This is a genomic window from Gemmatimonadota bacterium, from assembly GCA_016712265.1.
GTDB lineage: Bacteria > Gemmatimonadota > Gemmatimonadetes > Gemmatimonadales > Gemmatimonadaceae > RBC101.
The window spans coordinates 107,163-125,843 of the sequence record JADJRJ010000031.1; the positions used below are offsets into that span (position 1 = coordinate 107,163).

Below are 18,681 nucleotides of genomic sequence, written 5' to 3' on the forward strand. Positions count from 1 at the left end.
TGGCCGGTACATTCCGGGGAGGACTTCATGTCGGACGACATCGTCGTGCTGGAGACGTACCTCAGCGAGATCGACGCCGGGTTGGCGGCGAGCATCCTGGAAGCAAACGGGATCCCCGCGCGCGTACTTGCGGACACCGCCGGCGGGGCGCTCCCGAGCCTTGCGCTCGCCTTCCCCGTGCGCCTCTACGTGCGCCGCGAGGATGAGACACTCGCGCGGGAATTGTTGCACACCGCCGTGGAGCATCCCGCGGACGAAGGGGGCGCGGGTACCTGACGAGCGGAGCCCCGCTCCTTCCTCCGGTCGCGGAGGGACGGAGTACATTGTGCGCCATGACGAACCCGGCCCCCACCCTTGTGGCCCAACGCGCCGCGCTCATCAGGTTGCTGCAGCAGGACACCTGGGTGGCGCTCCGCCCGTCTCCCGTGGAGGGCATCGGCGTCTTCGCGCTTCGCGATATCCCCCAGGGATGCCGCACCATGTTTGGCGCGCCCGACGCGGCGGACGACTGGGTCACGGTGCGGCGCGAGGAGGTGGAGTCACTCCCGGAACACGCGCGGGTCCTCGTGGAGACGTACTGCCTGTTTGATGAAGACCACTACTTCGTCCCCGCACACGGCTTCAAGCGCATGGACCTGTCGCTCTTCCTGAACCACTCGGACACCCCGAACATTGCCTCGGTCGATGAGGGGGCGTGGTTCGAGGCACTGCGCCCCATAGCCGCGGGCGAGGAACTGTTCGTCGACTACGGAACGATCGTCAGCGAGCCGGCGGACGCCTCCTGAACGCACCCTCGCCCGTACGCACGCGGGCGCTGCTTACCACTTGAAGTTCCAGGCGGTGACGGCGGACGGAGTGCGAGACTGCATCACCTCGCGGACCCTGGCCACGACGTCGGGGTGATCCGCGGCGAGGTTCTTCACCTCGGACGGATCGGCCACCAGGTCATACAGCTCAATGGGAGCGTCGGGCTGTTCATGCCCGCCGAGGCGCACGCCCTTCCAGCGTCCCAGGCGCACCGCCTGCGCGCCCTTCCACAGGCCGTGGTATTCCCAGTAGAGCGCGGGTCGATCGGCTGGTGCGCTTGCACCAAGCAGTTGGGGCATGAACGAGACCCCATCGAGCCCCGACGGCCCACGCACGCCAATGACCTCCGCAAAGGTCGGCAGCAGGTCCCAGAAGGCGGTGACGGCGTCCGACGTTGTGCCCGGGGGAATGCGCCCCGGCCAGCGCGCGATGAGCGGCACACGGATCCCGCCCTCGTATACCGATCCCTTCAACCCCCGCAGCTCGCCCACCGACTGGAAGTACGCGGCATCCACACCACCGGTGTAGGTCGCCCCGTTGTCGCTGGAGAACATCACCAGGGTGCGGTCGTCGATCCCGAGTTCGCGCAGGAGCGCCATCACGCGACCGACGTGCGCGTCCATCTGCGAAATCATTGCCGCGTAGGCGGAGAAGGGCCGCGGATGTGGCAGGTAACTCTTGTCGCCTGGGTAGGGGCGTTCGTCGAAGGCGCCCTCGTATTGGCGGAGCGATGAGTCCGGGACCTGGAGCGCGAGGTGGGGAACGGTGAACGGGAGATACAGGAAGAACGGCTTCCCCTGCCCGTGCTGATCGCGGATCCAGCGCAGGGCATCATCGGCCATCACGTCGAGGGAGTACTCCTGTCCCTTGAAGGCGGCGTAACTTGCCGCGTCGCCGGCCGCCCCGGTGAGCTTCTGGTGCGGGTTGAAGTACGGGTTGTTAAGGGCCACGCGCTGCCCGTTCCGCCACAGGTGCGTCGGGTAGTAGTTGTGCGCCTGCTTCTGGTCCATGTACCCGAAGAAGTAGTCGAAGCCATGCTCGTTAGGCTCGCCTTCCGTTCCCGGGCCGCCTAACCCCCACTTGCCAATCGCGCCGGTGGAGTAGCCCGCTCCCTGGAACATCCGCGCGAGGGTGAACGTCCCGCGCGGGAGCGGCATCTGGCCGTTTTCCTCGTGGTCCCCCCATCCGCCGAACTCGAGGTTGTCCTTCACGACGCCGCTCCCGGTATGCCGCCCCGTCAGGAGGGCGGCACGTGAGGGCGCGCAGACCGGGGACCCGGAGTAGTGCTGGGTGAACTTCACCCCTTCGGCCGCCATGCGGTCCAGGTGCGGCGTGCGGATCTTCGCCTGTCCGTACGCCCCCAGCTCCCGGTACCCGAGGTCGTCGGCCAGCATGTAGATGACGTTGGGCCGCGTCGGCGGAGCAGCGGGCGGCGTCGCGTGGCACGCCACAAGGGCGACAGCAATGAGCGAGGCGATTCTCATGCCGGGGGAAGCTGCGCCCCGCCACGGGGGAGACAAGGGGTGACAAGATGCCGAGGTTGACGAGTCGTGTAACACTGTTAACTTCACGGCATGTCTCCCCTCAGGCGCCCCGTCCGCGCCGCCCGCCGCGTCGAGGCGGTCGCCTCACCATCCCGGCTCCGCCGCGATCGCGAGAAGGCTGCCACGCGCGCCCTGATCCTCGAGGCCGCCCGTGAGCTGTTCACGCGGGAGGGGTACGCCGAGACGTCCATGCGACGGCTGGCCGAGACAATCGGCTACACGGCGACCACGATTTACCACCACTTCAAGGACAAGGACGCGCTCCTCAACGAGCTGTGCCTGAACGACTTCCGGGCACTGGGCGAGGCACTCCGGCACATGGAGCAGGTCTCCGACCCCATTGCCCGCATCCGCGCGATGGGGGTGAATTACGTCAGATTCGCCCTGGAACACCCGCAGCAGTTCCGCTTCATGTTCATGGTGGAGCGTCCGGTGCCGGGTCCCGACGAAGTGCAGATCGATCCCGCCGAGGACGGCTACGTCTTCCTGAAGACGGCCGTCGCGGAAGCGATCTCTGCCGGCCTCCTGAAAGAGGACCTGCACGACGTCGAGTCCGTGTCCCAGATCATGTGGGGCATCGTCCATGGCATCGCCACCATCCACCTGAGCAAGGGGCACGACCAGCATCCGTGGATCGAGCTGCGGGATCCCATGGCCACGGCGCGCCTGGCCTGCGACACCCTGATGCAGGGGATGCTCCGAAACCCATGAGCGTGTTCGGGCGTTTTTTTTGCACCCACACTTAACGACGTTACATATCGTGACGATGTTTACAATCCGTCCCGCCTTGCAGAGATCGGTGCCCGCTGTGCGCCTCGGGGCGGTGATGGCACTGCTGGCGATCCCCATCCGCGCGCAGGATCCCTTGGACTCGATCGCCCGCATCGCCATCACCCGGAATCTGGCGGTGCGTCAGGGGCGGGAGGCGGAGGCACAGGGGCAACTGGCCGTTCGACAGGCGCGGGGGCTGTACCTGCCCACCGTCGGCCTCGACGCGCGCTACTCGGAACTCAGCGGCGCCGTCAACATCGGGGACGCCGTGAACCCGGCCTACGCGGCGCTCAACCAGCTGTTGGGGCGCAACGTCTTCCCGACCAACATCAACCAGACGCTCCCGTTCAAGCAGGAGACCCGCCTTCGGACGACGGTCCCGCTCTTCAACGGTGCGCTGCACGCCAACCTCGACGCCGCCCGTGCGGTGGCGACCCTTCGCGGTGCCGAACGCGCCGCCGCGGTCCGCAGCCTCGATGCCACGGCCCGCCTGGCCTACCTGGACCACGCGCGCGCCCGGCGTGCCGTCGATGTCTGGGATGCAACGCTTTTGGTGCTACGGGAAAACGAGCGGGTCGCGTCCCGGATGCTCGCGGCCGGCACGATCACCGGCGACGTGGTCTTTCGTGCGCGCGCCGCGGTGGCCGATGGGGAGCAGCAACTCGCAGAGTCGGTTCGCCTGCGCCAGGCATCGTTAGGTGCCCTGAACCTCCTGCTCGACCGCGAGCTGGACACTGCGGTGCCCGAGCTCATCGACTCCCTGCTCCCGGCCCAGGCGCCGGTGACGCGCGACGAGGCCCTCGCCAACGCCCGTCGCCGCGAGGAGTTCGACCAGGCGGAGGCCGGGGTCGCGGCCGCGCGCGCCCAGGGGCGTGCCGCGTCGAGCGCCTTCCTCCCCTCGGTCGCCCTCGCCGCGGACGTGGGGGTGCAAGGGGCGAACTACGCCTTCAACAGCAAGCACGACGTGGCCATCGCCAGCCTCGTGTTGAGCTGGAACCTATTCAATGGCGGCCAGGATGCGCGCCGGCGCGAGGTCGCCGCCTCGGCCGAACGCGCCATGACCTACCGTACCGCCGAGCTGCAGCGCGCCATCGCCCTCGAGGTGGGCACGGCCCATGACGCGGTCGCCGTCGCGCAGAAGGCACTGGCCGCCGCCCACGCCCGGGTGGACGCCGCCCGACGCGCCTTCCAGATGGTGGACCGGCGCTTTGTCGAGGGGCTCGCCGCCCACCTCGAATGGTCGGACGCGCGCACGCAGCTCACGTCGGCCGACCTCAACCTCGTCCTCTCCCGCTACACGCTGGCCGCCCGCGTGGTCGACCTCGAACGCGCCGCAGCCCTGCGGCGCCTTCCCCAATGATCGCTTCTCCCATGTCTCACCTCGCCATCGTCCCCGCCCATCGCATGCGTTTCACCCTCCTGCTCCTCCCGCTCGCGCTCGCATGTGCCGACGCCACCGAGGATGCCGCCGCGGCCCCTGTCATGGACGCTGCCACCCCGGTCCAGCTGGCGCCCGTCGCGGCGGGTGGCGATACCTCAACCATCACCGCGGTTGGCAGCTGGGGAGCGCGGGACGAGGTGACGCTCTCATTCAAGATTGGCGGGATCGTCGCACGGGTCCTCGTCGATCAGGGCGCAACGGTACGCCGCGGCCAGGTGCTGGCCGAGCTCGACCAACGCGAGATCGATGCAATGTTGGCCAAGGCCACGGTCGGCGTGGAGAAGGCGCGCCGCGATGCCGCGCGGGTGGAACGACTCTTTCGCGACTCGGTCGCGACGATCGCACAGTGGCAGGATGCCCAGAGCGCTCGCGATGGCGCCGAGGCCGACCTGCGTGCCGCGCAGGTGAACCACGAGTATGCCACCATCGTCGCCCCCGCGGACGGCACCGTGCTTCGTCGGCAGGCAAACCCGGGACAGCTGGTTGGGGCCGGCTCCCCGGTGCTCGACTTCGCCTCCCGGGGGCGTGGGCAGGTGATGCGCGTGGGAGTGCCGGATCGCGATGCGGTCCGGGTGCGGGTTGGTGCCGCAGCGACGGCGACCTTTGATGCCGTCCCGGGACGCACCTTCCGGGGTACTGTCGTGCTCGTGGGTGCTGACGCCGATCCTCGCACCGGAACGTGGGAGGTCCAGGTGCGCCTGGATGGGGCGGCCGAGCTGCCGAGTGGCCTGGTGGGCCGGGTGTCCATCGCTGCCCGGTCCATGCGCGGTACGGCGGCGGCGCGTGGTGTGGCCGCCATCCCGGCCGAGGCCCTGGTGGAAGGTGATGGCGAGGTGGGCGTGGTCTACACCGTGGATGCCGGCGGCACGCGCGCGCGGCGGATCGCGGTCACCCTGGTGGGGCTCGAGGGGAACCGCGTCCTCGTGCGCGGGCTCGATGGCATCGCGCAGGTCGTGACCGCCGGGGCCACGTGGCTCACCGACTCCGCGCGCGTGGAGGTCAAGCGATGAAGCTCGTCGCGTTCTCGGTTCGCCGATGGCAGTTCACGATCCTCGTCTTCCTCATGCTGGCCGCGCTTGGCGTGGCCAGCTGGTTCAAGATCCCGCGGGGCGAGGACCCGATCTTCCCGATCCCGATCTACACCGTCGTGGCGGTCTATCCCGGTGCAAGCCCGGGCGACATGGAGCAACTGGTTGTGGATCCGTTGGAAGACCAGCTGAACGCGCTTGAGCGCGTCAAGCGCTTGTCGTCGGAGGCGAAGGACGGGCTCGCGATCGTGGAAGTCGAATTCGACCCCGAAGTGGATGCGGATCGCAAGGAGGATGAAGTGCTGCGCGAGTTGAATGCGCTCCGTCCGAGCCTGCCGTCGGGATTGACCCGCCTCCAGGTCGTCCGGGCGTCGGGCACCAACGTGAGCATCCTGCAAGCGGCGTTGGTGAGCGAGACGGCGACATACGCCACCCTGGATTCGCTCGCCCACCAGGTGGAGGATCGACTGGAGCGCATCGCGGGGGTGAAGAAGGCCGAGCGATGGGCCGCGCCGAGCCGGCAGGTGGAGGTCAACCTCGACCTGGAGCGACTCGCGCGGCTCGGGCTGCCGGCGATGCAGGTGTTGCAGGCGATCGGGAGCGACAACGCCACGATCCCCGGCGGCAGCATCGACGTCGGCGCCCGTCGCTTCAACCTGGTGCCGGTGGGTCGGTACCGCTCGCTGGATGAGGTGGGGGCCACGGTGATTGGCGGTGGGGCTGCGGGGATCGTGCGGCTCAAGGACGTGGCCCAGGTGCGATGGGGATACGGCGACCCCGTGCACATCGGTCGGTGGAACGGGCGTCGGGCCGTCTTCGTGACCGCGGCCATGCAGGAAGGCGGGAACATCGCGACGCTCAAGGCCGCGATCTGGCCGGAACTCGACCGGATCGAGGCGACGCTACCGCCTGGGGTGACCCTCGAGCGTGGTTTCGACCAGGCCGCCAACGTGGCCCGGCGCCTCTCGCGCCTTGGCACCGACTTCGCGATTGCGCTCGCCCTGGTCCTCCTCACGTTGCTGCCGCTCGGGTGGCGAGCCTCGGTGGTCGTGATGGTCTCGATTCCCCTGTCACTGCTCATGGCCGTGACCATGCTGGAGGCGACCGGGCTCAGCATCAACCAGCTGTCGATTGTTGGGTTCGTGATCGCGCTCGGCTTGCTGGTGGACGACAGCATCGTGGTCGTGGAGAACATCACGCGCTTCCTTCGCGAAGGACATTCGCGACGCGAGGCGGCGGTGGAGGCGACGCGGCAGATTGCGGTCGCGGTGATGGGGGCGACGGCGACGCTCATCTTTGCCTTCCTGCCGCTGATCTTTCTCCCCGGGTTGTCCGGGCGGTACATCCGGTCGCTGCCGATCGCGGTGGTTTATGCGGTGCTGGCGTCGCTCTTCGTGAGCTTCACCATCGTGCCGTGGCTCGCCTCGCTGGTGATGCCGCGGAACGCCCCGGCACACGGGAACCGTTTCCTGCGATTGCTGGAGCGCGGGATCCAGGTGACCTACGCGCCGCTCCTGCACCGGGCCCTCGCGTATCCCTGGCGGACCCTGGCGGTGTCCGGCGTGCTCGTCGTGGCGTCGCTTGCCCTGGTCCCCGCGGTGGGGTTCTCGCTATTCCCCAAGGCGGGGACGCCGCAGTTCCTCGTGGATATCGAGACGCCGGAGGGCGCGTCGCTCGAGGCCACCGATGCGGCGGCGCGTTTCGTTGAGCGGACCGTCCTGCCGCATCCGGCCGTGCGCGGTGCCTTCACGAACGTCGGGCGCGGCAATCCCTTTGTGTACTACAACGTGGCGCCCCGCCAGGAATCCACTAATCACGCCCAGCTGTTCGTCCTGTTGCATGCCTACGAGGCGGACGGCACCCCGGCCATGCTCGACTCGTTGCGAGTGCGACTGGCGGCGTATCCCGGCGCGCGCATCGAGGTGCGCGAGTTCGAGAACGGTCCGCCCATCGACGCCCCGATCGCGCTGCGCGTCGAGGGGCCGGACCTGGACTCGCTGCGTGCGCTCTCGGCCCGCGTCGCGCGGGTGATGGGCGCGACGGCGGGGACACAGTACGTGCGTGACCCGCTGGCCCTGCAGCGCACCGACCTGGCCGTGCAGGTCGACCGCCAGAAGGCTGGCGTCTTTGGCGTCACGACCGTTGAGCTGGACCGGACCGTGCGCCTCGCTGTCGCGGGACTCGAGGCTGGGCAGTTCCGCGCCGGCGACGGGGATGAGTATCCCATCGTGGTCCGCGTGGCGCGCGAGGGTCGCCCGACCCGTGCCATCCTCGACCGGATCGAGGTCGCCTCCACCACCGGGGCCTCGGTGCCACTCGGCCAGCTCGCCACCGTGCGGTTCCGCGGGTCGCCCACCGTGGTGACGCACCGGGACCAGCAACGCGCGGTGACCGTCACCAGCTACGTGCGCACCGGCTACAACACGGACCGGGTCACGCGGACCATCCTGAACAGCGTGCAGGCCCTGCGGTTGCCCGAGGGGTATCGCCTGGTCGCCGCTGGTGAGATCGAGAGCCGGCAGGAGAGCTTTGGTGGCATCGGGGCGGCGATCATCGTCGCCACGTTCGGGATCCTTGCGATCCTTGTGCTGGAGTTTCGCACCTTCACGAGCACGCTGGTGGTGGCGTCGGTCATCCCGCTGGGGATCGTCGGGGGCATTGTGGCGCTGTGGCTGAGCGGGAACACCTTGAGCTTCACCGCGATGATCGGGTTCGTCGCGTTGATCGGGATCGAGATCAAGACCTCGATCCTGCTCGTCGACTTCACTGATGAACTGCGACGGCAGGGGATGGCCCTGGATGACGCGATCCAGCGTGCGGGCGAGGTTCGCTTTGTGCCGATCGTCCTCACGTCGCTCACGGCCATCGGGGGATTGTTGCCACTCGCCGTGGAGGGGTCGTCGCTCTATTCCCCCCTGGCCTGGGTCATCATCGGTGGGTTGGTGTCGTCGACCCTGATCGCCCGCCTCGTGACGCCGGTGATGTACCGCATGCTCGCCCCGCGACTGGAGTTCACCCAGGAGCAGGCTGTGCCGGCCGACCTTGCGGTGCTTCCGGCCCACTAGGCTGGCTGCGGTTCGACCTCCGTCGGGCACGGCTGGTCCCCAATCCACCACCAGGTCGCGCTGGTGGTGGTAACTTGGGTCGGCCATCACCCGGCGGCGCTCCGTGTACACGCACTGCACCTTCTGCTACGGCCCACTCGGCGCAAATCGCGAGCTGGAGTCGTTCCCGGTGTCCCGCCGCGTGGCCTTTGATCCGGCGCGCGGATGGGTGTGGGCGGTGTGCACCACCTGCCAGCGATGGAACCTCGCCCCCATCGAGGAGCGATGGGAGGTGGTTGACGAGTGTGAGCGTCGCTTTCGGCGCACGACGCTGCGCTACACCTCGGGGAACATCGGGCTCGCGTGGCTGGGCGCGGAGTTGGACCTGGTGCGCATTGGACCGGCGTTGCGCCCCGAAGTGGCGGCGTGGCGGTATGGGCGCACGGTAACCCAGCGGACCCACGACGGCACGCGGGTGTTGGGTCGCAGCGCCGTGCGTGCCGCGATTGCGGTGCGGCGGTTGTTGCGTGGCAGCTCCCCTAACGCAACCGTGCGCCACACCATGGGCGACCTCCTGCTTGGGGCCATGGGCCACACGGTGGCCGACGTCGTCCGAATCGGTGACGCTCCCCAGGGCGCCGACCTCCCCCTCGCGGTGATTCGGTTGCGCCACCTGGTGCAGGCGCGGCTCGTTCGACCCGAGCCCGGGCAGCCGTGGTCACTCGTGATCCCGCATGACCAGGGGACGATGACACTCGCCGGTGAGGCCGGGCTCCGTGCCGCCGCCCGCATGCTCGCCATCGTGAATGGCACGGAGCGCGGTCGTGGCTTCACGCCGGAGTTGCTGGCGTCTGCCTCCGCCAAGGTGGACGAGTCGGCGCGTGCGGACTCCTACTTCAATCGGGTGTTGTCGATCGCGCTGCGCACCTCATGGGGCCGGCTCCAGCATGAGGAGGGCGGTGTGGCGACGGTGGAAGCGCTGGAGGTGGCGACGAGTGAGACCGAGCGACTCGCCTGGCGGCTGACCGGGCGCACCTTCTGGGGGCGTGGCGGGATCGGCAGCGATCCGGCCACGGAGCTGGTGGATGTGCCGTTAGTGGACCGACTGGCGCTGGAGATGGCCGCCCACGAGGAGTCGGAGCGGCGGGCGATGGACGGCGAACTCGATGCGCTACGGGAGGCCTGGAAGGATGCGGCGGAAATCGCCGCGATCGCTGATGCGTTGATTTAGGGGCGGTGCGGCAGGGCGCCGGGCCGGCGTTACGGCTTGACGCCCTTGAGGAACGCGATCACCCCGTCCACGTACGTGCGCTGGTCGTCGTACATCGACATGTGGCTCCCGTTCGGGCAGTAGAGATACTCGCCCTTGGGGAATTGCGTCGACATCCACTCCATGTGCTTGGGGTCCATCGTGTCGTGCCCCCCACCGATCACCAGGGTAGGCACCGTGATCGACGCGAGATCGGCCGTCCGGTCCCACTTCTCCAGCTTGCCGCTCGCCCCCAGCTCACTCGGGCCCTGCATCGGCACGTAGATGTCGGGGTTCACGTGGGCGATTGCCCGCGCCACCCCGCTGGGCCATTCCGCAAACGGCGTGCGCATCACGTGTTGCTCGTAGTGATGCGGGATCAGCAACTCCATATACCGGGGATCGGCGTACTTGCCGGCGGCTTCCAGCGCCTTCACCTCGGCCAGTACCTTCTGGTCCATCGCCGGCATGAGGGTGTTGCGCGCATACTCGTTGTAGGCCGGGATGCTCGCCATCATGTTCGAGACGATCAGCCCCTTGAGGTGCTGCTGGTACTTGAGGGCGTACTCCATCGCCAGGATCCCGCCCCAGGAATGGCCCAGCAGGAAGAAGTTGTCCTTGCCCAATCCCAGGGCCTGGCGCACCTGCTCGACTTCCTCGACAAAGCGCTCGGTGTTCCAGAGGGACGAGTCCTTCGGCTGGTCGGAGTAGAAGGAGCCGAGTTGGTCGTAGTAGTAGTACTCGATCCCGGCGCCGGGGAAATACGAGTCGAACGCCTCGAAGTACTCGTGCGTCATCCCCGGGCCGCCGTGCAGGAGCAGGAGCTTGATGGTCGGGTTGTTGCCGGTGCGTTTCGTCCAGACCTTGAACGTCCCCTTGGGGGTGGTGATGGGGATCAGCCGGACCCCGCCGGTGAGGGTGTCGCTCCGGCCGGTGTTGTCGAAGTAGGCCGCCGCCCGCGGCGATGGTGATTCGGGGGCACACGCGGCGAGGAGGGAGGCGAGGGCGGTGCAGCCGGCGAAGGCGAGGCGACGCATGAGCGGGGCGTCCTGGGAAGGAAGGGTGACTCCGGTAACGTGCGCCGAAACCCCGGCGCCGCAAGGCACCGCTCCTGACAGGTCCAGGGCATGCGCGCAGATTGGGGGATGCGACCGACCCTGCTCCTCGCCCTCGCCCTAGGTGCGCGCCTTGTCGCCGCCCAAACTCCGCCGTATGACCTCCTGATCACGGGCGCTCGTGTCTACGACGGGACCGGGAACCCGGCCTTTCCGGCGGATGTGGCCGTCCGCGATGGGCGCATCGTCGCGGTGGGGCGCCTTGGGCCGGCGGCCGCGCGGCAGCGGATCGATGCGAGTGGCAAGGTGGTGATCCCGGGGATCATCGACATTCACTCACACGCCGATGACGGGAGCTCACCCGACGGCGGGTTCCGTGACGCCGACGCCAAGCGTCGCGCGGCCCCAAACCTCGTGATGCAGGGCGTGACCACCGTGGTCGTGAACCAGGATGGTCGTTCGCCCCTGCCCATCGCCGAGCAGCGTCGGCGCATCACCGAGCTTGGTATTGGCCCCAATGCCGCGCTGATGGTGGGGCACGGCAGTGTGCGTGGCGCGGTGATGGGGCGGGATGTGCGCCGTCCCTCGCGGCCGGATGAAGTGGACCGGATGCGCGCGATGGTGCGCCAGGCAATGACGGACGGGGCGTGGGGACTGTCGGCCGGGCTGGAATACGCTCCCGGTCGTTGGAGTACCACCGACGAGGTCGTGGCCCTCGCGCAGGAGGTTGCGCCGTTCCATGGGGTCTACATCTCGCACGAGCGCAGCGAGGGGCAGGACCCGATGTGGTATTGGCCGAGCCAGGACAGCGCGGGGCCACCAACGCTGCTCGACGCCATTCGTGAGACCATCGAGGTGGGTGAACGGGGAGGCATTCGCGTCGTGGCGTCGCACATCAAGACGAAGGGCGCCAACTACTGGGGGAGCAGTGGCGCGGCGATCCAGCTGATCGAGCGTGCGCGGGCGCGGGGAGTGGATGTGTGGGCGGACCAGTATCCGTATGCCACGAGTGGCACCGATGGCAGCACGGTGCTGGTGCCGACCTGGGCCCTCGCGCGCGATGAGGCCCCGGTGGACGGCGCGCGTGGTGCCGCCGACTACCACGCGGCGTTGCGGCGTGTCCTCGCCAACCCGGAACAGGAGGCGCGGTTGCGTCGCGACATCACCCATGAGATCCAACGACGTGGGGGCGCCGAGCAGGTGCTCGTCTTCGATCACCCGGATACGGGGGTGGTCGGCAAGAGCCTGCGGCAGGTGGCGACGCGCTGGAACGTGAGCGAGGTCGACGCCGCGATCCAGCTGCAGTTGCGCGGGCGCGCGGATCGTCCGGGGGGTGGTCGCGTGCGCGGCTTCTCCATGGACGAGCGCGACATCGAGGCATATGCCGCGCTCCCGTGGGTCGCGACGGCGTCGGACGCCGGGATTGCACTACCCGAAGACGGACCGGCCACGCATGCGCGCTACTATGGGACCTTTCCGCGGAAGATCAGGCACTACGCGTTGACGCGTGGTGTGTTGTCGGTCGAGGACGCGATCCGGTCCATGACATCCTTGCCGGCGCAGATCATGGGGATGCGCGACCGCGGGCAAGTGCGCGAGGGGATGGTGGCCGACCTCGCGATCATCGACCTCGACCGGCTCACTGACAAGTCGACGTTCACCAACCCGCACCAGTATGCGGAAGGGGTCGAGTGGGTGTTGGTGGGCGGGACGCCGGTTGTGGCGCGTGGCGCGTTGACGTGGGCACTGCCGGGCAGGATCCTGATGCCGGCGCGTTAGGCGCCGCGTGTCGCCGGCCCGTCGTCGCTCCGTCTCAGCGACGGGCTAGCTCGCGCCGTACCCCTTCGCCAGCAGGGCCACCAACTCGTCGTTGTACTTGTAGACGTCCTGGTAGCTCCGTAGGACACCGGCCGTGTCGACCGCCGCGGTGTGGTAGACCAGGAGCACCGGGATGTGCTCGCTGAGCTTCACCAGCTCGGGCTTCTCCGCCTTCATCGCCTTCTTCATCCGGTCCAGGGACCAGGCGGTGTCGCCGGCCAGGACCCACTGCGCCAGCTTCTGCGGCTCGGCTACGCGCACGCACCCATGGGAGAGGGCGCGCGTGGTGCGCTTGAAGAGGTGCTTCTCGTTGGTGTCGTGCAGATAAATGTTCAGGTCATTCGGCAACATGAACTTCACGCGGCCGAGCGAGTTGTAGTCCCCGGGCAGCTGGCGCACCCGAACGCTCTTGCCGATGCGGGCGAGGCTCGCGGAATCTGGCGTGACCACCGGGGCCTTCTCGCTGTAGCCGCGCACCAGGACGTAGCGGTTGCGCACGAGGTACGTGGAGTCCTTCGTGGCCTTGGGGACGATCTCGTCCTTCGCGATGGTCTGCGGGACCTCCCAGTACGGCGAGAAGATCACGTGCTCCATCTCCTCGACAAACAGCGGGGTGTATCGGTCCTTCTCGCCGCGACCGACCACCACGTTCATGCTGAACGTCGGCGTGCCGGTGGTCGCCTGCTCATAGACGTGGAGCCGGAACTCCGGAATGTTGACGACGATCGCCCGACGGTCGCCGGAGCGGGGAAGCCAACGCCATCGCTCGAGGGAGAGCACGGCATCGCGTTCGCGTCGCCGGAGGTTCGTGCGCAGGTGGTCACGCGTGCGGGGGTCGAACACGCCGCTTCGCACAATTCCCGCATCCTTTTGATAGGCCGAGAGTGCGCGGGACAGCGACGGGTCGAGCAGGGTGTCCGCCGCAGGCGTGGGGGCAGTACTGTCGGACGGATAGCCGATGGCGGCGAGGACCAGGCGGAGCGGCGCAGCCGTGGGAAGCGGGCGCCCCCGAAGAGTGGCGATCGGGGCCCCCGGTGAAACCGAGGTGTCCGCGGCGAGCCGACGGACGGCGGGAAGGGCGCGCGTGAGGTCGCGGTAGGCCGTCCATTGGGGACCGGCTTGGTCGAAGACCGCCACCGGATCGGGGCCCACGGCGAGTGCGTACAGCCCGGCGGCGAGGTCGAACCCCTCACCCGGCGCAGGGAGGCGCGGGTAGGCCTGCGGCTGGCGGGCGCGTCCCCAGCGGAGCGCACGCAGGAGCCGCGCATTGGCCACGCTGAGGGTGGTCTCGAAGTCGGCAATTGCCGCTTCGGCTGGCGCCTGGTCGATGGTGCGGGCGAGCGAGTCCAGGCGCGCCACGTCAAAGTCGCGCGGGTCCAGCCCTAACGAGTCGACCTGGGTGAGGAACGCGAGCGTGCCGCGCGCCGCTGGGGTCAGCCGCCCGCCGTTGCTCCAGAGGGGGCGCCACTGTACTCTCTCGTAGGCGGCCGTCACGGCGGCGGCGACATCGCCGACCCGCGGCCACCGCAGGCCAGGCGCATTCGCCTCGAGCAAGCGTGCACGGACCGCCGCCGTCTCCGGCGCCGCCGGCACGGAATCGATCGGCGCCTGGGCACTGGCGCCCAGGGCGAGGACAGCAAGAGCGAATGCAGCGAACAGTGGCTTCACAGGACCAGATTAGCGGTCTCGAATCATAACTCCGACGGGCGTCCGAGGCAGGAGTATCGGACGTCGCCAGCGGGCTGGCTCATACTATGGAATACACGGCGGGTGCAGCAGGTGATACACCGGTGAGCGCGGTTGACGTCGACGAGGCGGATCGGCGGATCCGGCCGCGGGTAGCCGAAACGCCATACCGTCAAAGTGACGGGTGGTCGGCGGCCGCCGGGATCGAGGTCTGGCTCAAGGAGGAGCAGCACCTCCCGACGGGATCGTTCAAGCTCCGGGGCGCTGTCAACAAGTTGCTCACCTTGAGCGCTGCGGCCAGGGCGGCCGGGATTGTCGCGGCATCCAGTGGGAATCACGGGGCCGCGGTGGCGTACGCGGCCTCCGCCATGGGAGTCCGGGCGCGCGTGTATGTGCCGGAGGGTGCGTCGCCGGCCAAGGTGGACAAGATCCGGGCGAAGGGGGCCGAAATCGTGCTTTTTGGCACTGACGGCCTGGATACGGAGCTGGAGGCGCGGGCGGCGGCGGCGAGAACGGGTGCGGCCTATGTCTCCCCGTACAACGATCCCGCGGTGATGGCTGGGCAGGGGACCGCGGCGGTGGAGATGCTGCGACAGGGACCGGTGCCGGACACGATCTACATCGCCGTAGGTGGCGGTGGGTTGATCGGTGGCATGGCGCTCTGGTTGCGTGCGATGGCCCCCCAGGTGCGGATCGTTGGGGCGCTGCCCGCGAATTCGCCAGTCATGGCCGAGAGCGTGCGGGCTGGCCGGATTGTGGAGATGGTGTCCGAGCCGACGTTGTCCGACGGGACGGCTGGGGGGATCGAGGCTGGTGCGATCACCTTCCCGGTGTGTCGCGACCTGGTGCACGAGTGGGTGACAGTGACCGAGGACGAGATTGCCGCGGCGATGCGGCAGTGGGCGCAGGTGGAGCCGGGCCGGATCGAGGGCGCGGCCGGCGTGGCGCTCGCGGCGATGTGGCGCGATGCGCCGAAGCTGAACGGTCAGCGGGTGGCGGTCGTTGTGTGCGGCGGGAATATCGCGGGGGAGGCGTGGGGGCGGGTGGTGGGGGATCGGCGGTAGGTAGACGGCGGACGGCGGACGGCCGGAGGCGAAGTGTGTGCGTGGCGGAAACAGCCAGTGCGCGGCACGGGGGGTACGAGCGGCACGCGCAGCACGAGCGGTACGGGGGGGCACGGGAGCCGCGGGAGGTGCTCGGATCGCGGAATCACCAAGGGGCGGATGCAACACGGGCCCCGGCAGTTTGCCGGGGCCCGTGCGTCGCTCAGCTGCGCTGTACCTCAGGGCGTGACGTTGCCGTATCGGAGACCCGTCCGGCTGATCGCACCTTCAGCGGTTTGACCGCCACCGACAACCCATCCGAAGCTACCAGAGACCCAGACCGTGCTGGTGCCGGTGGCTGGGCCCCACGTGTTCAGCCATCCCGAGACCGCGGTGAAGTCCGGGATGGTGACATCAAAGGCGCTGGCGGATCCGAGGTAGGCTTCGGTCATCGAGATAGTGATCGATCGTTGAGTGGCCCCCGCCTGCGAGTAGGTGGCCGTCCAGAAATTGTTGTAGTCCGCTTGGCGGGCCAACTGCATCCGGAGACGTGCGTACGGTGCCCCGGCCACGTTGCTGACCGTGGGAGTTCCGGGCACGGAACCGAGAGTCACCTGGGTGTTCGTGGCATCGCGGAAGACCGTCGAGACGGCACGGGCAAAGAGCGGCGTGAAGCCCTGCAGCGTGATGGCCTGCCCACTGACGATGTGCAGGTCACCGGCGATGGTGCGCGACGAAGGAACCGCAGCATAGGACATGGCGCCGCCCCCCACTGCCGTGCCGAGCGAGGCAAATCCGCGGTTCGCGGTGACGAAGGTCGCGCCAGCCGTGACGGTCTCTCCGGCCTGCCCGCCCACAACGGTCAGGGTCTTCGAGTCAGGATCGAAGGCGTTGGCGCCGTTGAAGTCGAGCGTGCCCAGGCTGCTGCCGTCGGCCGGGTTGAGGCCGCGCTGCAGGATGAACTTGTTGGGGGCCTGCACGAGCGGGTTGCTCAAGTTGATTGGCGTTCGGCTGGCGAGAAGGTCCACCAGGCCGGTTGGCACGCGGTTCAGCGTGAAGTTGGTTGCGGCGAAGGAGGCGCTGGCGGACGCTCCGCCGAGCGAGACCAGCACCTGGTCCGTGGCTCCCAGCCCAGCCACGGTGCCGGTCACGGTCTTCAGGGTTGGCGTCGTGCACCCCGTCCCGAGGCCACCAAGTTCAGCTGCGGTCCCGTAGTGGATGTTCAGCTGGAAGTTGTTGGCTCCGCTGGACGTGACCCAGGCCACGGCTCCCGAGGTGCCGACGCTGAACGTGTAGGCGTTGTTCACCCCGTTCACGCGCGTCCACGGCCCGCTGCCATCCTGCGCGGCAAACCAGATGGGCAGGTTGGCCGCGTCACAGGAGAAGTTGATCGTGCGATTGTTACCTGAGGCGGCCGGCGTCACGTTGAGTGTGACCGTGGTCGTCGCATTCGGGATGTTGGTGCCGGATCCCGTGACGGTCACCGTGTAGCTCCCGGGCGTCGCGTTGCTCGCTGCGGCAAAGGTCAGCGTCGAGCCGTTGGTGAGGGTCGACGGACTGCCGAGTGTTGCCGTAACGTTCTGGGGAACATCGGAGAGCGCCAGGTTCACCTGTCCGGTGAAGTTCGTGCGCGCGATGACCACACTGGTGTTGCCGCTCGCACCTTGCTGCACCGACAGGGGATTCTGCGAGATCGACAGCGCGATGCTTCCCGCGGCCGCCGGCGCTATGGTCGCCATCACCTGGATGGTCACGGGCGCGATGTTCGTCCCGCTCGCCGTGACGTTGATCGGATAGGTGCCCGCCGTGACGGTCCCACCAAAGGTCAACGAAAGCGTCGTGCTGTTGCCGCTCGTTGGGGACGGGCTGAAGCTCCCCTGTGCCCCCTGCGGGAGGCCGGTTACCGCGAAGGACACGTCACCGGTGAAGTTGGTGCGGGTGATCGCGATGCTCGAGGTCACCGCGGCACCGCCAGCCGTCGCATTGACGGCATTCGGCGTCGCCGCGATGGCGATCGAACCCTGCGGTGCGGCCGTCACGGTGAGGGCGACGGTGACGGTCCCCGTCGCGGCCCCGGTCCCGGTGGCCTGCAGCACGACATTGTAGGTGCCCGGCGTGGTGGAAGCCCCGGCGGTGAAGGTCGCCACAGAGCTGTTCTCGCTCGTGGTCGGTCCCGGGTTGAAGGTCACCGTGGCGCCCGCTGGCAGCCCGGTCTGGGCGCCGAGCGTCACACTGCCGGCGAAGTTGGTCCGCGTGATCGTGAGGGCGCTCGTCGCGCTCGCCCCACCGGCCTGGATCGAAAGGGCCGCAGGTGCCGCAGCGAGACCAATGACGCCAGGTGGCGGCGCAGTCACCGTCAGCGTAAACGTTGCCGTGGCCGACGTGACCCCCGTTCCCGAGGCCGTCGCCGTCAGCGTGTACGCGCCAGTTGCCGTCGCGGCACCCACCGCGACCGCGACCGTATGCGCGTTTCCGCTGGTTGTCACCGTCGTCGTGACGCCCGCCGGCGCACCGGTGATCGCGACGCTGGTCGCGCCGGTGAAGTTGGTCGGATTCACCGTGGCGGTGAACGAGGTGTTGCCACCCTGCGCGACACTCGCGCTGGTCGGCGAGAGCGCGACGGCGATTGACGGTCGCGCGGTCACCGTCATGCTCACGGTGGCGGTCCGTTGATCGTTGATCCCGGCCGCCTGCCCACGAATCGTGAAGGTGTAGGCGCCGGGCGCCACACTTGCTGCCACCGCGACATCCAGCGTCGTCGACGTCGTACCGGTCGCAACCGCCGACGGACTGAACGAGGCCGTGATCCCCGCCGGCACGTTCTCGGTCGACAGGTTCACCGTCCCGGAGAAGGTCCCGGTGCGGGCAATCGTCGCGGTGATCGATCCACTGGCGCCCTGCTGCACGCTCAGGGTGGTGCTCGAGAGCGATACGGTGAAGCCACCAACATTCACCGGCGGGTTCGTCCCGCCATCATCTCCACCGCCACATGCCGTGGCCATGGCGAGGACCAACAGGGTCGCGCTAGCGCGAAAGAACGTCTTCAACACGGGGATCTCCTGGGGTGCAACAAAGGGGGGTCGTAACGACCGAAGTACGGCTGGATTTGCAAGAGGCAGGCCGCGAGCCTCTGCCTTCCACCAACGGCGCGACCGGGTCGTGGTTCTCACTCGGTATTGCGCAAAACTGGGAAGA

The 18,681-nt window shown here is 68.5% G+C and carries 13 protein-coding genes; 9 read left to right on the forward strand and 4 right to left on the reverse strand.

Translation table 11 applies throughout. From position 1 onward, the window contains the following. The first annotated feature begins 27 nt into the window (after window positions 1–27). Complete coding sequence (locus IPK85_21595; GenBank protein MBK8249960.1) at window positions 28–276, forward strand: DUF2007 domain-containing protein; 249 nt, start codon at window positions 28–30, stop codon at window positions 274–276. Window positions 277–332: 56 nt separating this feature from the next. After that, window positions 333–785, forward strand: coding sequence for an SET domain-containing protein (locus IPK85_21600; protein ID MBK8249961.1), 453 nt, complete (start codon window positions 333–335; stop codon window positions 783–785). 33 nt (window positions 786–818) lie between these two features. On the opposite strand, the gene IPK85_21605 is transcribed toward IPK85_21600, so the two are convergent. Further along, a complete protein-coding gene (locus IPK85_21605; protein MBK8249962.1) occupies window positions 819–2,291 on the reverse strand; it encodes an arylsulfatase in 1,473 nt (490 codons plus the stop codon). 90 nt (window positions 2,292–2,381) lie between these two features. Here IPK85_21605 and IPK85_21610 point away from each other — a divergent pair, with 90 nt between their 5' ends. The 5 genes from IPK85_21610 (at window position 2,382) to IPK85_21630 (ending at window position 9,866) form a co-directional block, all read left to right on the forward strand. Then, window positions 2,382–3,062, forward strand: coding sequence for a TetR/AcrR family transcriptional regulator (locus tag IPK85_21610; protein ID MBK8249963.1), 681 nt, complete (start codon window positions 2,382–2,384; stop codon window positions 3,060–3,062). A 55-nt stretch (window positions 3,063–3,117) separates the two neighbouring features. Beyond that, the gene (locus IPK85_21615; GenBank protein ID MBK8249964.1) at window positions 3,118–4,482 is read left to right on the forward strand and encodes a TolC family protein; all 1,365 of its coding nucleotides are present in this window, start codon (window positions 3,118–3,120) and stop codon (window positions 4,480–4,482) included. Between the two features lie 11 nt (window positions 4,483–4,493). Continuing rightward, window positions 4,494–5,573 (forward strand): efflux RND transporter periplasmic adaptor subunit, encoded by a 1,080-nt coding sequence (locus IPK85_21620; protein MBK8249965.1) that lies wholly within the window; start codon window positions 4,494–4,496, stop codon window positions 5,571–5,573. Continuing rightward, window positions 5,570–8,656 carry an efflux RND transporter permease subunit gene (locus tag IPK85_21625; protein MBK8249966.1) on the forward strand — a complete coding sequence of 1,029 codons (3,087 nt, stop codon included), beginning with the start codon at window positions 5,570–5,572 and terminating at the stop codon, window positions 8,654–8,656. Before IPK85_21620 ends, IPK85_21625 begins: the two co-directional genes overlap by 4 nt. A 103-nt stretch (window positions 8,657–8,759) precedes the next feature. Beyond that, a complete protein-coding gene (locus IPK85_21630; GenBank protein ID MBK8249967.1) occupies window positions 8,760–9,866 on the forward strand; it encodes a hypothetical protein in 1,107 nt (368 codons plus the stop codon). Between the two features lie 29 nt (window positions 9,867–9,895). On the opposite strand, the gene IPK85_21635 is transcribed toward IPK85_21630, so the two are convergent. Then, window positions 9,896–10,921: a proline iminopeptidase-family hydrolase gene (locus IPK85_21635; protein ID MBK8249968.1), complete on the reverse strand. Its 1,026-nt coding sequence runs from the start codon at window positions 10,919–10,921 to the stop codon at window positions 9,896–9,898. Window positions 10,922–11,011: 90 nt separating this feature from the next. Between IPK85_21635 and IPK85_21640 the strand changes: the two genes are divergently transcribed. Then, a complete protein-coding gene (locus IPK85_21640) occupies window positions 11,012–12,718 on the forward strand; it encodes an amidohydrolase family protein (GenBank protein ID MBK8249969.1) in 1,707 nt (568 codons plus the stop codon). Between the two features lie 45 nt (window positions 12,719–12,763). On the opposite strand, the gene IPK85_21645 is transcribed toward IPK85_21640, so the two are convergent. Then, window positions 12,764–14,425 (reverse strand): L,D-transpeptidase family protein, encoded by a 1,662-nt coding sequence (locus tag IPK85_21645; GenBank protein ID MBK8249970.1) that lies wholly within the window; start codon window positions 14,423–14,425, stop codon window positions 12,764–12,766. Between the two features lie 86 nt (window positions 14,426–14,511). On the opposite strand from IPK85_21645, the gene IPK85_21650 reads away from it, so the two are divergent. Continuing rightward, entirely contained in the window at window positions 14,512–15,507 is a 996-nt protein-coding gene (locus IPK85_21650) for a threonine/serine dehydratase (GenBank protein MBK8249971.1), read from the forward strand. A gap of 218 nt (window positions 15,508–15,725) precedes the next feature. Here IPK85_21650 and IPK85_21655 read toward each other — a convergent pair whose 3' ends face one another. After that, window positions 15,726–18,536 carry a hypothetical protein gene (locus IPK85_21655; protein MBK8249972.1) on the reverse strand — a complete coding sequence of 937 codons (2,811 nt, stop codon included), beginning with the start codon at window positions 18,534–18,536 and terminating at the stop codon, window positions 15,726–15,728. Window positions 18,537–18,681 lie beyond the last annotated feature (145 nt).